Raw genomic sequence first — 16752 nt, 5'->3', positions numbered from 1 at the left:
ATATTTATTTTAAAGAATACAGCAGTAAAGAGTGGATTTTATGAAATTACCAATTCCTTTATCTGCTGAATGTAAAAATATTGTTATGATTGCAGATTAAAGTAGCTAGATTAAATGGCAACATTTGGTCAGTTAACTCCCATTGTTTAGGAGGAATTTAATTTGTCTAAACGCTATCTATTTACCTCCGAGTCAGTAACCGAAGGTCATCCAGATAAAATCTGCGATCAGATTTCAGATGCAATTCTAGATACATTGCTCACACAAGACCCAGCTAGTCGTGTTGCTGCTGAAGTTGTTGTTAATACTGGCTTGGTATTGATTACCGGGGAAATAACGAGTAAAGCAAGTGTCAATTATGTCAATGTAGCCCGCAAAAAAATAGCGGAAATTGGCTATACCGATGCAGTCAATGGCTTCTGCTCTAACAGTTGTTCTGTGCTGGTAGCTTTAGATGAGCAATCGCCCGATATTGCCCAGGGTGTAAACACTGCCCATGAAGCACGCCAGGATAGCGAGGAACAATTTGATAAAGTTGGTGCTGGCGACCAAGGTATAATGTTCGGTTTCGCTTGTAACGAAACACCAGAACTGATGCCCTTACCCATCAGCCTGGCTCACCGTATTGCCCGTCGACTAGCAGCAGTCCGCAAGACAGGTCAATTAGCCTACCTGCGCCCTGATGGCAAAACTCAAGTGACTGTTGCTTACGAAGATGGACGTCCTGTAGGCATTGATACCATCCTGATTTCCACACAGCATACACCTACCATTGGTGATATCACTGATGAGGCAGAAGTGCAAGCCAAAATCAAAAAAGACCTCTGGTCAGCAGTGGTGGAACCTGTATTTGGCGACTTGGAAGTTAAGCCAGATGAAAATACTCGCTTTTTAGTCAATCCCACTGGTAAATTTGTGATCGGTGGTCCGCAAGGAGACTCCGGTCTCACTGGACGTAAAATCATTGTCGATACCTACGGTGGCTACTCCCGACATGGTGGTGGCGCTTTTTCTGGTAAAGACCCCACAAAGGTAGACCGTAGCGCCGCCTATGCTTGTCGCTATGCTGCAAAAAATATTGTTGCCGCAGGTTTGGCAGAAAAATGTGAAGTCCAGCTTAGCTATGCTATTGGTGTAGCGCGACCAGTGAGCATTATGGTGGATACCTTTGGTACAGGCAAAGTTGATGATCAAACCTTGCTCCAGTTAATCACAGATCACTTTGAACTGCGCCCAGCTGGAATTATCCATACCTTTAACTTACGTAATCTGCCAAGCGAACGAGGCGGACGTTTTTATCAGGACGTCGCGGCTTACGGTCACTTCGGTCGGACAGATTTAGACCTGCCTTGGGAACGGACTGATAAGGCGGATTTGTTGAAACAAGCACTCAACAAACAAGCATCAACTGCTGCGATCGCTTAATTCGTTTCAGCCCAGAGTTAGGAGTCAAAAGTATAAATTATAGCTCCTAACTCTGAATTTCAATCAAAAAGGATCGGGGAGGGGAGATAAGGAAGAATTTTTCGCTTGCATTTTCCCGATCACCTATTCCTTATTCCCAATCCCTACATGGGATTAATCCTAACTATAATAGTGAGCGAATATTTGTTCTTACTATAAAGGAAGATAAGATTAGGTGAGAATCACTGGTTCAGTGATTTTATGCCTATGATTGATGTGATAACTTTGGCGGGAGGATAAGAAGATTTGAGGGATGCAAACTCACAAACCAACCGCTTTTGACAACAGTTCAGAAACAACGAAAGTGTCAGCCAACGACCCCTCAACCGACGAACTGCCCACTATCGAATTTCCCTCGCGAGGGAAACTCAAGGCTAGTTCTTGGCGCATCCATCAAAAAATAGGTTATGGTTACTTTCTGGCAATTGGCATTGGTTTTTTTGGTTCACTTGCTGGGTTGTTTGTCGCCAACTTTTATCGAGGACAACAAATCAGGGAATTAGATCACGCCCATTACCAGACACAAATGCTGGTTAATTACAAAGATGCGATCGCAGATGCACAAATCCAAAGTACGAGTTTGCCTGCTGTCGTCGAAGATCCAGAAAAGCTAGCTTACAGAAGAAATAACTTTCTGGAAAATATCGAAAAAACCAAAAAAATAGAAAATCAAATCATGGCTTTTCTGGAAAGCAAACCCAAGAACTTAGCAACCAGTGAAGCTTCTTTACAGACTTTATTACAAAATTATGCGACTACTTTAGACTCCTACGTTCAGGACATTGAGTCTATCTTAGAACCAATTAATAATAACCAGCAAATATCACCACAGCAAGCATCCATAATCCAGAAGCAATTACTAGCTGTTTTGCGTAGTGACACAGCCTCACGCCTGGATCAACTATATAAATATTTGAATGATCTCCTGCAAAGTGCTGGGCAAGTAGAGGAGAGAATGAAAAATGATGTTAGCCAGTCTAAAGGAATTGAAAGATTAATAGTCATGGCTAGTATGCTCTTGTCGGTAGGAGTTGCTGCTGTTGTGGCTTGGCGTACTTCTCGAGCGATCGCTGAACCAGTCATCACCGTCACTCAAGTTGCCGAACAAGTGGCACGGAAATCGAATTTTGACTTACGCGCACCTATCACCACTGAAGATGAAATCGGCTTATTAGCAAAATCACTGAATCGTCTTATAGAACAAGTATCAAAGCATACCAAAGAACTCGAACACGCCAAAGAATTAGCAGAAGGAGCCAACAAAGCCAAAAGTCAATTTTTAGCAAATATTAGTCACGAATTACGTACACCATTGAATGCCATTATTGGTTTGAGTCAACTGCTCCAAGATGACGTTGCTGATACCAACTTAGGAGAAGAGTTCATCAATGATTTGGAATCGATAAATTCTGCTGGTAGACACCTTTTGTTACTGATCAACGACATCCTCGACTTATCGAAAATCGAAGCAGGAAAAATGACTTTTTACCCAGAGACATTTGACCTGATGACATTAATTAATAGTGTTGTGCTGACGGTAAAACCGCTAGTAGAAAAAAATGGCAATGTCTTAGAGGTAGATTATGAACAAGAATTAGGCATCATGCACACCGATCAGACTAAGCTCAGGCAGGTGCTTTACAACTTGCTGAGTAATGCCGCTAAGTTTACTACCAACGGTAAAGTGATATTAAACGTCAAGAGAGAAAAAGTTTACTCACCACAGGAAGAACCCAGTGAAATTATCATTTTCACTGTGATGGATACAGGAATTGGCATGTCTTTACAGCAACAACAGCAGTTATTCCAACCCTTTACACAAGGAGACGCCTCAACAACCAAAAAGTATGGCGGTACCGGACTTGGGTTGGCAATTAGCCGTCACTTTTGTTTAATGATGGGTGGTGAAATTTTTGTCAAGAGCGAACAGGGAGTAGGGTCTGTTTTTACGGTACGCTTACCACTTGTGGCTCAAGGATAGCCAAGGGAATCGTTCCGGAGGTAGTCCTTCAGTAGAGCAATACTAGCCTACAGGCTAGTCTAACCCTGACCTCAGAGCCATTACCAATTGTTGCTACTGTACTGTTTTAGTTGCAGTAAGCACGCAAGTCATTAATGTCGATAACCCATCGGTGTGCATCAGCGTTTATCGGTGTTCGACTCACGAATGAATCATGAATTATGAACAGTGAAATTAATACATACGGATAATCCATCTGTGTGCATCTGTGTGCATCGGTGTTCGATTTTTATAACCCGATTAAAATTTAACAACTTATGATTACCAGTAAACACCGTCGTTTCATAACCTTACTAATTTCAGCCCTATTTGGACTACTTTCCAGCTTAAGCCTGCCAGCTTGGTCGAATTCCCAATCAAACCAAGCGCTACAACTTGCACAGCAAGGACAACAAAGTTACAACGCGGGTAACTTTGATCAAGCAATCCAGCTTTGGCAAGCAGCTGCTAAAGCTTACCAACAAGCAGGCGATCAAGAGGGGATGACCAAGAGCTTAATCAATCAATCCCAAGCTTTGCAAGAATTAGGATTATATCCCAAAGCTTGTAAAACTCTACTCCAAGTATTTGCTGTTAATAACCCCACATGTCACCCAGCCCAAATAGACAAATTCCTCACAACTATTTCCCAACAACGAAATTCCCTTTCACTTACCCAAGCTACTGCTTTACGTAGTCTTGGTGAAGTTCTCCGTAAACAAGGGTTACTGGAAGCATCCCAAAAAGTTTTGCAATTGAGTTTGATAGCACTGGAGAAATCACCCCAGTCCGGTGCTGTGTTGTTAAGTTTGGGTAACACCGAACGGACTTTAGGTAATCAAATCCGCGATCGCTGGGATTATGAACAGATCACAGCAATTATTGATCAAAAGTCTCAAGACGCTGCTTTAGCACCATTACGGCAAGCTTTCCAATACTATAAACAAGCAGCCGCAACATCAGCGCCGCCAATCGTTAAAATTCAAGCCCTACTCAATCACTACAAGCTTTTACTGGAAAATCAAAGTTGGTGGCGAGAACAAACCAATCGGCGTATTGCTTCTTGGTCAAGATTTGGTGAATCTAAATTAATCGCACGCGCCAAAGATTTTTTGTCTGGCTTGGAACTAAAGCTGAGTCGGGATGTGCAAACTTTGCAAAGTCAAATTGAATCTTCCTTAGTTAATCTTCCTCCATCCCGTGCAACCATTTACGCTCAGATTCACTTTGCTGATATTCTGCTCAAAAATGAACAAGCAAACAAAGCTAAACCTGTTTTGGATACAGCACTGCAACAAGCACGTACTTTAAAAGACCAGCGTGCAGAAACTTATGTCTTAGGCTATCTGGGGAAATTTTATGACCAACAAAAAAACTTAAGTGAGGCGATCGCACTGACTCAGCAAGCTTTGCTGTTATCTCAATCACAAAATTCTATAGGTGATACTCGCGAAATTACGTACCTTTGGCAATCTCAACTAGGCAGGTTATTGCGAGAAAAGGGAGAAAACAAAGGAGCGATCGCAGCTTACACCGCAGCTTATAATACTCTCCAATCCCTGCGTAGCGATTTAAATGCCAACAATCGAGATGTGCAGTTTAATTTTCTCCAAGAGGTTAAACCTGTTTATTTGGAACTAGCAGATTTATTACTAAAATCAAAACTGAGTGAACGTGAACTTAATTCTCTAGTAGTTGCAAATCCAAATATTAACCAAGCAAAATATGAGCAAAACCAGCCAAAAAATCGCTTAGAATTTGCCCGCCGGGTGATAGAGTCTTGGCAATTAGCAGAACTTGATAACTTCTTTCAAGACCCCTGTTCTCAGGAAACAGATGTGGCAGTTCAGATCGATGATATCGACTCTCAAGCAGCCGTTATCTATCCGATAATTTTTAAAGATCGCTTAGAAATTATTCTTTCTTTACCAGGAAAAACTTTACAGCAAGCTACCATTCCTATCAGTGAAGAACAAATTAATAACACCCTGGATCAACTTTATGACTACTTAGATAATGTCACAATCAGTAACTCTGCTCGCAACATTCTAGCCACTGCTAACCCAGATCCCGAAGAATTAAAAGAAAATATCCAAGCAATTTTACCCATATTAGGACAGCTTTATAACTGGTTAATTCAACCGATTGAGACACAGTTAAATGCGAATCAAATTAAAAATTTAGTCTTTGTAATGAACGGAAGATTGCAAAGAGTGCCAATGGCAGCCCTCTATAGCAATCAACAATATTTAATTGAAAAATATGGGATTGCTCTGGTTCCCAGTTTGCAACTGATTGACACCAAATTACTCAAGCGACAAAATCTCAAAGTCTTAGCTGCTGGAGTTAGCAAGCAAATCCAAATCCAAGAAGAAATTTTTCCGGCGCTGGTAAATGTGCCAAAAGAATTAGATGAAATCAAACAAGCTTTTCCAGCTTCTCAAAAACTTCTTAATCAAGAATTTACCGCAACAACAATTCAAAATGAACTCAAATCTAATTTTCCTGTTGTTCACCTTGCAACTCACGGGTTATTTAGTTCTAATCCTGAAAGAAATTTTATTATTACCGGAGATGGTAAAAGTATCAGCATTAACGAGTTGAGTACTTTATTAAAAGAACAAGAGAACAATTTAGAATTACTGGTGTTAAGTGCTTGTGAAACTGCCACTGGTGATGAAAGAGCTATGTTAGGTTTAGCAGGAACAGCTGTGCGTTCGGGCGCACGCAGTACTCTTGCTACTCTCTGGCCTGTGAGTGATGCTTCCACCGCTCAACTCATGGGTGAATTTTATCAAGAGTTGAAAAAACCAGAAGTGCAGAAATTAAGTGCTTTGAGAACAGCTCAATTATCACAACTTGAGTCTATTCGCAGTCAGCCTTTATTCAAGCAATTGAAGTCTTTACCACCTCATCCTTATTTTTGGGCTTCTTACGTTTTGGTGGGAAATTGGCAATAAAGCTTAGTTAAGATCAAGATTCGGAACTAAAGCCCTGACTACCAAAATGAAGTGCGATCGCGCTTGGTGATAATATTTCACACAAAGGTGGTGTTGCATGACTCAAGCCATACCCAAAATAGTAACTTTTCAAGAATTTGTAGAGTGGAAACCTGATGGGGGGCGTTATGAGCTACGTAATGGGGTAATTGTTGAAATGGCACAACCATTAGGAGATCATGAGGAGATCACTGGCTTCTTAGCAAGGAAACTAACTATAGAATTTGACCGCCTCAATCTCCCCTACTTTATCCCTAAGCAAGCATTAGTAAAATCACCTGTTGCTGAATCAGCTTATTCGCCAGATGTATTGATATTAAATAGCGCTAATTTGATAGATGAACCACTATGGAAAAACGAATCAACTGTGATTCAAAGTGCATCAATTCCATTGGTGATTGAAGTAGTAAGTACAAATTGGCGAGATGATTACTTTATCAAAGCTAGTGCTTATGAGGAAATTGGTATCCCTGAGTACTGGATAGTTGATTATCTGGCTTTAGGTGGTAAGCGGTTTATTGGTAATCCCAAACAAGCAACGATCTCGATTTATTCTTTAGTAGATGATGAATATCAAATTAGCCAGTTTAGGAATGGCGATCGCATTCAATCCCCAATCTTTCCTGAGTTAAATTTAACTGCGGAGCAAATTTTTCAAGCTGGATTAGGAATCTGAACAAGATTTCTTCACCCCATGAAGAGCAGGCTGTTTCGTTTCCTAAAACAGGTAAAATTGCCAGTGTTGAGGGATAAACAATTATGGGTGCAAAAAAATTCCCCTCGTTCACTGGAGAATTGAGGGGAGTTTTGACAATTCATGCAAGGGTTCTAATTTATTTCATCAGATCAAACTCATAAGTTTGGTTACGCCACTTCAACTTGAACTGCAAGCGTGTCCAGTTAGCCGGGAGATTCGGACAAGCAATGGGGCCAAATTGAGTCATCCGCACGCCACCAAACCCAAAGATGACTGCTTGCCATACTCCGCCTGCACTAGCTGCGTGAATACCTTCATGGGCGTTACGCCGCACGTCTGCTAAGTCTACCATCGCTGCTCGTATAAAGTGAGTGTAAGCTTCTGCACTTTGGTTGAGGTCGCAAGCCAAGATTGCATGAATCGCCGGGCCGAGAGAAGAACCATAGGTATGATCGGTGCGGGGATTGTAGTAGTCCCAGTTGGTTTGTAAAGTTTGTCGATCAAAGCGATCGCGCAGTAGGTACATTAACATTAATACATCTGGCTGCTTGAGAATTTGCTTTTGGCTAGTGGCTTCTACTCCCAATAATCCTTGCATGGATTTGGTACGGGGTTCGTAGTCAGCCAGGTTGACATACTCTAAGTTATAGAAGCCTTCAAATTGTTCAATCAAACCAGTTTCTAAATCCTGGTTAATGTAGATGTGCTTGGCTATCTTCGCCCACAGTTGTCTTTGTTCTGGCTGCAAGTCAAGTTTTTCTGCTAGTTGTGCTGCTGTGTCGGGATAGGACTTCACTAGCCAATCCCATAATGTCAGGGCAGTTTGCAAGTGCCACTGTATAAATAAGTTAGTGAAGGCATTGTTATCAATGCGATCGTGATTTTCATCTGGACCTATCACATCACGAATATCATAACTGTGACGTTTTTGATTCCACTCTACTCGGCTTTCCCAGAAAACCGCTGTATCTAAAATCATCTCTGCGCCATAGTCGCGCATCCATTGATCATCACCTGTCGTTTGCCAGTATTGCCAAGCACCGTAAGCAACATCGGTATTGATATGGACTTCAATATCACCGCACCAAATCCGGACTTGTTCACCATTGGGAGTTGGAACCCAGCGAGGGGTGACTTCATCCCCTGTGCTGGCACTTTCCCAAGCATAAAAAGCTCCCCTGTATCCCATTTCCTGGGCTTTGCGTCGCGCCCCAGGTAAGGTATGGTAGCGGTAGTTGAGTAAGTTCCGTGCCAATGCTGGTTGAGTATGAATCAGTAAGGGGAGGATAAAGATTTCTGTATCCCAAAATATATGTCCGCTATAAGCAAAGCCGGAAAGGGTTTTGGGAGGAATACTCACTCTGTCATCATGACGTGGTGCTACAGCTAGTATCTGAAAGAGATTGTAACGGACACTCAATTGAGCCAAGCGATCGCCTTCAATGACAATATCACTTTCTTGCCAAACTTGATCCCAAGCGGCTATATGGGCTGCTAGCAGAGTTGAATAGCTGGGTGCAGTAACTAAGCGAATGATAGCAGCTTCCGCTGGAGTTGATATTTCCCGTGAGGTGTAGACGGTGACAATTTTTTCGAGGGTGATGGTTTTGTCTGGTATAACTGCTAATTTTGTTATAAGTGTAGGACTATGCTGTTCAAGCTGATGTACATGCACGGTTGTAGTTTCTTCAGCTTCTACCACCAGTTTAGCTGCCATCCCTAGTTCAATAGCAGAATGGAGAGTTTTACTGTGCAACCAGATAGTATTATCTAAACCGCCTTGTTTCAAAGTTTGCCAATGTTTGACTCCTTGGGTATGGGGTTCGGGGTGAAATCCAACTTCTACCTCAACTTCACCCTCGAAGTCTACCGATGTAATCTGACATCTGGTTGCTAAAAAATGTTGATTTGCTAGACTTGCAAACCTTTCAAAATGAAATTCTAGGGTATGCCCAGCCGGACTGCGCCATCGCACATCCCGACTCACTATACCCAAACGTAAATCAAGACGACGTTCGTAGCTGAGAATTTCACCACAGTCCATGCGGAATCTTTCTCCAGCTACTTTGATGGTTAAGGGTAGCCAATTGGGGCAGTTTACCAACTCTGTTGTGGCGATCGCTACGTCATCATACACCCCATGAATCAAGGTTGCTGGACAATCCTGGGGATATCCTTCTTCAAAGGTACCCCGGGTTCCTAAATAGCCGTTACTAAGTGTGAAGACTGTTTCTTGATGATGTAGTTGAGTGGAGTCAAACTCCGTCTCAACAATATTCCAATCGCCAGATTCAACTAGTCGCTGATTTAGTTGGGAATTTTCGATGGTCAAGTCTAGCATGACAAATAAAGCCTATATTTAGAGTTTTCCGTTGATGAGAAAATAGAATGGTGACAATAATTAGGGGTTAAACTATTTTGGATTTTGCGAAAAGTTTGTAGACACGGAGTGGCTTCCCGCTAGGGTGCTAGGGCTTCCGGCGTTGGCGTATCGCGATGGCGAGGCTCAAAGCGTTTCAAGACGGACTTTAAATTCACCTCAATCCAAAATTTGCACTGTCTAGTCAGTTCTTCACTTTTCCCCAAAGTCTAGACTATTCTAAAATCTAAACAGATAAAAAAGACGTCCAACTGAAAAATGGCGTTCCCGTTTTCATCTCCCCATAGAGAGATCTTCTTATTTTTTCAATAAAAAAATCTAAAAATATAAAAAAAATACTAATTGATACATTTAGCAAACAAGTACAAGGATATATATATTTATTAATCAAGTTCTGTAAATACTTTTTTGGACTCAAATTAGGCAAAAACTTTGTTTAGCTATTTATATCTCTTTGAGAGATAGCAAGATTTATCTATAAGTTTAGACTTAAACAATTAAAATATTGACTCACTATAAGTAAAGTTTTTTTATTTTCCCGATTTGCTAGCGATCTGGGTATGTAACCAACTTGATGGAAATTGCTGTGTAGCGATCGCCGGAACTGGTTGTGTTAAACCTTCTGTCACTGCTGATAAACTTCGCACATCAGTCAGCATCCATGCATGAGTCATGACTGGGACAATCACCTCTCGACCCACAGGTACTTGTGAACTATTTGCTGGGAGAATCATCAAATCATAGGGCGTCCAAATAGAGGTAAAATTGATCTGTGAAAGCATGTTAATGTCCTGATTCAAATCTCGTAAAAAAGCACTGTCAGGACGCATCTGCAAACAGCCAAGACCTGGATTACAATAGGCAACCCAAGTACCGTTATGGGGTGAAGAAATGGTAACAAACCTCTGTACTTTATTTATCCCTCCTAGTCGTTGGACATAATAACGGCTGACAATCCCACCCATACTGAAGCCAACTAAATCTATTGGTTGTTGTGGTGCAAAGGTAGTATCAACAAAGCCAGCAACTTGTTGTGCTAAAACATCTAAACTGCCATGACCAGTATTAGGAACCAAATCCAGGTCATATACACTCCAACCCCTTTGTGTCAAGTAAGGAATCATTTTGTCAAAAACTCGACCTGTGTCAAAAATGCCATGCACCAATACAACGGGATTACGTCTGTAAGTTAATTTATCCATCTCGAAAATCAGGATTATATAGAATCTAGAAAAAATCTAACTGAGCATTACCACTATCCTCATGCTAGCTATGACACTCTTCCTACTGGTTTAAGACCAAGTAGAATTTAAAAGTGATCATTATCAGTTTCATTACTGGGTAGAAGTCATAAGGGTTTAGGCGATTTGCCCTCTGGCTTCTGCCTCCTGCCTGTTCCCTGATGTTACGTATAATGAGAGTAAATGTTAAATTTTGTTAAACTGGCTTTCAGAATGTTGCTCTCATATCCCGAAAAATTTAATAATTGATTTTAAGTATCAACACTTTCAAACCCTTGAGATAAAAAGCTTATAGCATTTTCCAGATCGTCGTTACTTATTTTGGGCATTTGTAAAAACAAATGATAAACGGTGCTGGAATTGGCTTTTACGCATAACGAAGAGCCTAAAAAAATTATTGATTGCAAAAGTTTGAGGTCAACCTAGCAATAACTCTAAGAAATGTAATAATTTTCTCTAATTTTTAATGAAAGTACTCAAATTTCAGGTATAAAAGACAGGAGAAATTGTCATGTTCGGTTTTATCAAAAATTTAATTACTGGAATTATGAAATTCATCACTGGGCTTCTCCCTGGCAAGAAAAAAGGCAATGGTTATTATCTGGAACTGAAAGAAGAAGCTGAAACTACACCACCAGTTGCAGCGGCTAAAGCTGCTGCTGAAAAAGTTGCTGCTGTTGCAAAGAGTGCAGCCGATAAAGTCACTGAGCTAACTGAGAGTGAAGCTGATAAAGCCGTTGCTGAAACTAATGGCGCGAAAGAATCACCAGCACCAGTTGCAGTTGCTCCAGAAACATCTAACGGAGCAAAAGATGTTAAGAAACCTTCTCGTCAAACCTCAATTAAATCAGCGAAAAAAGCTAAAGCAGAAGCTAAGCCTGATCCCACTCAGGTTGAGTTAGTACAGACAGCTGAAGGTGTGACAGTAGAGGTCAAAGAAGACAAAGCACCCGCAGTTGCAGCTAAGGCGCAGCCAACAGAAACAACCTTCGCACCCAAGTACTTGATGCCTACTAGTACAAATGGTCGTCGTCGTCCCGGAGCAAATATGAATTCTTTCCTAGAGATGGCGCGTCAGGTGAAAACTCCTGCTAGTAAATCAAAATAAGTAGGTCGTCATTTGTTATTTGTCATTGGCTAGGGGCAAAGCATTTGTACTAGTCAATTCAGTTTTGATGTCAAGATACACATACAAATGCTTTGCCCTTACAGGTTGATTTACTTCTCGTAACTCGCATTAAGCTTGTTTCCACTTACCTAATGAATAAAAGCAGAATTAGATTTTAAGAATAGTAGGTGTTTTTCACCTACTATTTTTTGATGTTTATGCTTCTGCACAAAGAAAAGCTAATCCACTATATAACTGAAAAGCTGAGTCCCAATTAGTTTTTTCTTGGCGAAATAGATGGATGTGAGATTGAACATGATTCAGCAATTCTGTTTGATCTAGTGCTGTTTCTGCAAATGGTGTGAAGTCTGACCAAATTTTAATTTGAAATAATTTTTGATCGAGAAAGCCAACTAAATTATTCCAATTGATTCTAATAGTATTTTGGCTGGATTGGGAAGTAATTTTTATTCCTTGCTGAAATTTGTAACCATGATCATAAAGTCGCAATATACAACGTCTTTTTGGTAAATGTAAATCGTAAAATTGAAAATAATCTTGGGTTTGAGTTTTCCGTTCTAATTGGCGGCGGGCATTAACATCTACAACTTCTTCAAAAATTGGTAAGATTCCCTGTACCCGTCCTTTGACTTCTTGCCAGTCAAAGCTGAGAGAACCAAGTTGATGAGCTTGATTGCGACAAATAACAGTAGCTGTAGGCGTTGATTCCGTAAAATACTCGACATGAAAAACTTGAATTTTGGCGATGTCAGTTAATTTTGCCCAAAAACAAGGAATACCTGCATTCTTTAACTGTTCACCATAGAATTTAAGTTCTCCGATTGCACCACTACGATATAAACGCCAGCCACGACTAGGCAGGAGTAAGCGGGCGCTGTAGGAGTCTAGTTGCATTATCTGAGCAAATTTTGGTGCTGCTTGGGTTTTCAGTTCATTACTGACGGGTTCTAAAATCAATACACCTGGTTCAGCATCATCAGGATGAACCGTTGCTTGAGCGATCGCGCGGATTCTTTCTTCCTGCTCAATTTCCGACAGTCGTTGCAATCCTTGTCTGGCTTGGGTGACAATCTTAGTATTAGTTGTTATATCTTGCAGCAGTCGTCGATAAACTTTTTCAGCTTCTTGCAGTTTTCCAGATACTTCATACAAACGTCCGATATAAAATTGCACCCAAGGATCTTTTGGTGATTTTTTTGATAATTGTTTAAGTAACTTTGCGGCTTTTTTATAGTCTTTTTCCTGAAAAGCAACAGCAACTTGCTCAATCATGTATAAATTTTCAACTTCTAATTTATACATCCTTTATATCTCATGAGCAGCCGCAACCAAAGATAAAGCTACAATTGGCGCTGTCACAGCCCTGAGAATCCGCCTTCCTAAAGAAACAGGACGGAATCCAGCGTGAATTGCATCTTCAATTTCTGTTTCCGTCCATCCTCCTTCCGGGCCAGTGGCAATTACAATTGTTTTCTCGTCATTAAGATTACTCTCCCCATCTTCTTTCTTTTGCAAGCAACTGAGCAAATGGGGATAATCACCGCGCGCCTCGCAAATATATTTCTTATTAGCTACTAACGACAAACTACTACTAAAAGATATTGGCTCGAGAATCGTCGGTACTGTAGTCCGTTCTGATTGTTCCGCTGCTTCCTTAGCTATCCGCCGCCAGCGTTCTAATTTTTGGGGACTGGGATTGAGCAAACTGCGATCGCTTACCACCGGAGCAAAACAAGTTACACCCAATTCAGTACAATACCGGACAACTTCATCAAATCCGCTTCCTTTTGGCAAAGCCACAATTAGGGTTACAGCTATAGGTAACTCGGTTTCTACGGTAAGTGATTGTAAAACTTGTGCTTCCGTACCTGCTAGCTGTGCCAACCACCATCTACCCATCCCGTCCATAGCGATAAAGCGATCGCCCGACTGAAGACGCAACACCCGACAAAGATAATGCTGTTGTTCAGCAGTCAGAGTAATGTGTTCATCGTGGAATTGAGAAAATGCGATCGTGATTCGTTGTAGTTGTGGCATTGCTAAACAGACTTTTGCATCAACAGATATAGCACTTCTCCTAATATGCCTCGGTTAAGGGGTAAAAGTAAAAGGTGTCTCTCTATTGTTTTATTTAATACTTACCGGAAAAACGAACCACAGAGAAATAAGAGTGAGAGTTTTTTGCATAAATCCTAAACTTTTTCTTAACAAAGACTCTTGACTAACACAAGAAAAGCTTTATCTATATTCATCTGTGTTCGTTTTTATCCCACACCCAACTGCAAACCGCTATAGTTTTTTGAGAAATCACAATTGCACAAATTCAGAATAATGCCTCAAAAATCCTCTTGTATCTTTCTACTATTATTTTTTAGTATCCACATCGGTATCAACCAGCAACTAGCAAAAGCACAAACACCCACACCAACAGCACCAATTTGCCCAACCCAGCTAAAAACCACTATCGATGCTGTCACTAATCGTCCCCTCTTTAGTCGAGCACGCTGGGGAATTTTGGTTCAAAATCTTGGCTCCAACCAAACACTCTACAGTCAAGATGCCCACAAATATTTTACCCCTGCTTCCAACACCAAACTCCTGACCACCGCAGCAGCATTGCAACAACTGGGTGAAAATTATCGCTTTCGCACATCCATATATAGAGGTAGCAATAATTTCTTATATATTGTGGGTAGAGGAGATCCTAGTCTGACTGACACCCAATTAAGAATACTAGCAAAACAATTAAAACAAAAAAGTATTACCCAAATTCAGCAGCTAGTAGTAGACGATCGCTACATTCGGGGCGATCTTGTTCCTTCCAGCTGGCAATGGGAAGACATATACTCAGATTATGGCGCACCAGTTGGCAGTGTAATTCTCAATCAAAACACTTTTAGCTTCAACCTGTTACCACAAACCTTAGGCAAACCTGCACTCATCTCCTGGACGGATGCTAACGAAGCCAAACAGTGGCGGGTAATTAATCAATCCGTGACAGTTGCACAAAATCAACCAAACTCCATCAAAGTCACCCGCGAACTATCAGGAAATGTGTTGCGAATTCAAGGACAACTCGCCGCAAATTCTCAACCTTATCTAGTCACTTTACCAGTAGTTGACCCCAACTATTACTTTTTGCGACGCTTTCGTAGTGCTTTAGCAGCCGAAAACATCACCTTAGAACGGACATCAATAGGAATTTATGCAAATAATCAACAGGAAGTAGCAGCAGTACTTTCCCCACCTTTATCTCAATTGTTAATAGAAATAAACCAGAATAGTAATAATCTTTATGCTGAAGCAATATTAAGAGCATTAGCCATCAAAAAAAAACCACTTCCCAATCAAGCTACAGCAGATACAGCGTTGGAAGTTTTGAAAACAACTTTAACTCAGATGGGAGTCAATTCTACTGGTTATGCACTAGTAGATGGTTCTGGCTTGTCTCGCAAAAACTTAATTAGTCCAGAAGCATTAGTACAAACCTTGCAAGCAATGGCCAATTCACCGCAAGCATCTATTTTTCGCGCTTCCCTACCTGTCGCAGGTGTGAATGGCACTTTAAAAAACCGCTTTCAGAATACACCAGCAGCAAAAATTGTCCAGGCAAAAACAGGAACTTTAACTGGTGCGATTTCCCTTTCCGGCTACATAAATCCACCAAAGTACGGGCCTTTGGTTTTTAGTATTATCGTCAATCAAACCGATCAACCCGCCAGCATTGTACGTAAAGCAATAGATGAAATAGTTGTGTCATTAGCACAATTGCAACGTTGTCAATGAGAAACCTTCTTAGTGAGGACTTTAGTCCTCTAACTTGAAAAAAGGTATAGCCTCCCAAATAAAATTTTCTTGGTGTCTTAGTGTCTTAGTGTTTCAAAAATTAATTTTATTCACCACAAAGACACAAAGACACAAACAAGAGCAATAACTAATATCAAGTCCGTTAGGTTGGGTTTCTCAACCCAACCTAAGTGGATTCTTACTAAGAGACTTCTCGTAGCTTGCGGGTATTATCCACCAAACTCTGAGCAAACTGATCAAATCTTTGGGCAAGCTTTTCATCCAATAATTTACCTTCAGGACTAAAAGCTTTCCACGCTTGTCCAATAGCAATTTGTTCGGGAATCACCCAACCGTGTACCCAGCGCATAATGATTCTCAAATCATTCAAGGCGTTGCTATTAGGTTGTCCCCCCAACACACTAATTAATCCTGTGACTTTACCAGACAACTGCTCAAAACTCATCAAATCTAAAGCATTTTTTAAAACACCACTGATACTACCGTGATATTCCGGTGTCGCCAAAATTAGCCCATCAGCACGACTCACAGCATGTTGCAACTTTTGCACATCTGGATAATCTGGATACTCCTGTTCCCCGTTACAAAACGGCAACTGCATTTCCCGTAAATCCAGTATTTCCACTTCTGCATCTAAAGCTTCTACCCGTTGGGCTGCTAAACGTAAGGCGATTTGACTGTAGGAGTCTGCCCTTAAACTGCCACCAATGCCAACTATTTTTACCATAATTAATCATCCAGCGACGAATTAACTTCAATAAGCAATAATCATGAACTGCATACACCAGAATTAGTTGTTCACTACTCCCCACACTCCTCACACCCTCACGCTCTTACACCCCTTCTGAGGTTAGCTAAACTACCTGAAGATATATTTTGAAAAACGGAATCATTACGATTATGAATATATCTTAACTATAATATAACTTGGCTTGTCAAATTCCGGTTCAAGCAAGATTTTTATGATTAAAGAATTAATAATTACGTCTAATGTGAATTAACAAAGGCGCTAATAGATCATGGGAAATACTCAACA

The 16752-nt window shown here is 40.8% G+C and carries 11 protein-coding genes; 6 read left to right on the top strand and 5 right to left on the bottom strand.

Annotation, left to right across the window (positions count from 1 at the left end; translation table 11 throughout):
- The first annotated feature begins 162 nt into the window (after nucleotides 1–162).
- From metK to NIES592_RS00040, 4 genes are all read left to right on the top strand, one after another.
- The gene (gene metK, locus NIES592_RS00055) at nucleotides 163–1425 is read left to right on the top strand and encodes a methionine adenosyltransferase (protein ID WP_062249682.1); all 1263 of its coding nucleotides are present in this window, start codon (nucleotides 163–165) and stop codon (nucleotides 1423–1425) included.
- Nucleotides 1426–1717: 292 nt separating this feature from the next.
- Nucleotides 1718–3445 carry a sensor histidine kinase gene (locus NIES592_RS00050; protein WP_062249684.1) on the top strand — a complete coding sequence of 576 codons (1728 nt, stop codon included), beginning with the start codon at nucleotides 1718–1720 and terminating at the stop codon, nucleotides 3443–3445.
- Nucleotides 3446–3741: 296 nt separating this feature from the next.
- The gene (locus tag NIES592_RS00045; RefSeq protein WP_062249686.1) at nucleotides 3742–6423 is read left to right on the top strand and encodes a CHAT domain-containing protein; all 2682 of its coding nucleotides are present in this window, start codon (nucleotides 3742–3744) and stop codon (nucleotides 6421–6423) included.
- 97 nt (nucleotides 6424–6520) lie between these two features.
- Nucleotides 6521–7138, top strand: a complete 618-nt coding sequence (locus tag NIES592_RS00040; protein WP_073554572.1) for a Uma2 family endonuclease — start codon at nucleotides 6521–6523, stop codon at nucleotides 7136–7138.
- A 157-nt stretch (nucleotides 7139–7295) separates the two neighbouring features.
- On the opposite strand, the gene NIES592_RS00035 is transcribed toward NIES592_RS00040, so the two are convergent.
- Both NIES592_RS00035 and NIES592_RS00030 read right to left on the bottom strand, forming a co-directional pair.
- A complete protein-coding gene (locus NIES592_RS00035) occupies nucleotides 7296–9500 on the bottom strand; it encodes a glycoside hydrolase family 65 protein (protein WP_073554571.1) in 2205 nt (734 codons plus the stop codon).
- Nucleotides 9501–10069: 569 nt separating this feature from the next.
- On the bottom strand, nucleotides 10070–10741 hold the full coding sequence (locus tag NIES592_RS00030; RefSeq protein WP_073554570.1) for an esterase/lipase family protein: 672 nt from the start codon (nucleotides 10739–10741) through the stop codon (nucleotides 10070–10072).
- Between the two features lie 550 nt (nucleotides 10742–11291).
- Here NIES592_RS00030 and NIES592_RS00025 point away from each other — a divergent pair.
- Entirely contained in the window at nucleotides 11292–11888 is a 597-nt protein-coding gene (locus NIES592_RS00025; protein ID WP_073554569.1) for a hypothetical protein, read from the top strand.
- Between the two features lie 216 nt (nucleotides 11889–12104).
- Here NIES592_RS00025 and NIES592_RS00020 read toward each other — a convergent pair whose 3' ends face one another.
- A complete protein-coding gene (locus NIES592_RS00020) occupies nucleotides 12105–13211 on the bottom strand; it encodes a tetratricopeptide repeat protein (protein ID WP_084552141.1) in 1107 nt (368 codons plus the stop codon).
- Nucleotides 13212–13214: 3 nt separating this feature from the next.
- Complete coding sequence (locus NIES592_RS00015; RefSeq protein WP_073554568.1) at nucleotides 13215–13946, bottom strand: 16S rRNA (uracil(1498)-N(3))-methyltransferase; 732 nt, start codon at nucleotides 13944–13946, stop codon at nucleotides 13215–13217.
- Nucleotides 13947–14240: 294 nt separating this feature from the next.
- On the opposite strand from NIES592_RS00015, the gene dacB reads away from it, so the two are divergent.
- Entirely contained in the window at nucleotides 14241–15695 is a 1455-nt protein-coding gene (gene dacB, locus NIES592_RS00010) for a D-alanyl-D-alanine carboxypeptidase/D-alanyl-D-alanine endopeptidase (RefSeq protein ID WP_073554567.1), read from the top strand.
- A 202-nt stretch (nucleotides 15696–15897) separates the two neighbouring features.
- On the opposite strand, the gene NIES592_RS00005 is transcribed toward dacB, so the two are convergent.
- Nucleotides 15898–16443, bottom strand: a complete 546-nt coding sequence (locus NIES592_RS00005) for an NADPH-dependent FMN reductase (RefSeq protein ID WP_062249699.1) — start codon at nucleotides 16441–16443, stop codon at nucleotides 15898–15900.
- Between the last annotated feature and the right edge of the window lie 309 nt (nucleotides 16444–16752).

Origin of the sequence: Fischerella major NIES-592 (assembly GCF_001904645.1) — a bacterium.
In the GTDB taxonomy this organism is placed as follows: Bacteria; Cyanobacteriota; Cyanobacteriia; order Cyanobacteriales; family Nostocaceae; genus Fischerella; species Fischerella thermalis.
This window is presented reverse-complemented; position numbering and strand designations above follow the sequence as displayed.

Excerpts from the sequence above, each read along its gene's own strand:
- NIES592_RS00050 (WP_062249684.1), top strand. The coding sequence starts at position 1,718 with ATGCAAACTCACAAACCAACCGCTTTTGACAACAGTTCAGAAACAACG.
- NIES592_RS00045 (WP_062249686.1), top strand. The coding sequence starts at position 3,742 with ATGATTACCAGTAAACACCGTCGTTTCATAACCTTACTAATTTCAGCC.
- NIES592_RS00040 (WP_073554572.1), top strand. The coding sequence starts at position 6,521 with ATGACTCAAGCCATACCCAAAATAGTAACTTTTCAAGAATTTGTAGAG.
- NIES592_RS00035 (WP_073554571.1), bottom strand. The coding sequence starts at position 9,500 with ATGCTAGACTTGACCATCGAAAATTCCCAACTAAATCAGCGACTAGTT.
- NIES592_RS00030 (WP_073554570.1), bottom strand. The coding sequence starts at position 10,741 with ATGGATAAATTAACTTACAGACGTAATCCCGTTGTATTGGTGCATGGC.
- NIES592_RS00025 (WP_073554569.1), top strand. The coding sequence starts at position 11,292 with ATGTTCGGTTTTATCAAAAATTTAATTACTGGAATTATGAAATTCATC.
- NIES592_RS00020 (WP_084552141.1), bottom strand. The coding sequence starts at position 13,211 with ATGTATAAATTAGAAGTTGAAAATTTATACATGATTGAGCAAGTTGCT.
- NIES592_RS00015 (WP_073554568.1), bottom strand. The coding sequence starts at position 13,946 with ATGCCACAACTACAACGAATCACGATCGCATTTTCTCAATTCCACGAT.
- dacB (WP_073554567.1), top strand. The coding sequence starts at position 14,241 with ATGCCTCAAAAATCCTCTTGTATCTTTCTACTATTATTTTTTAGTATC.
- NIES592_RS00005 (WP_062249699.1), bottom strand. The coding sequence starts at position 16,443 with ATGGTAAAAATAGTTGGCATTGGTGGCAGTTTAAGGGCAGACTCCTAC.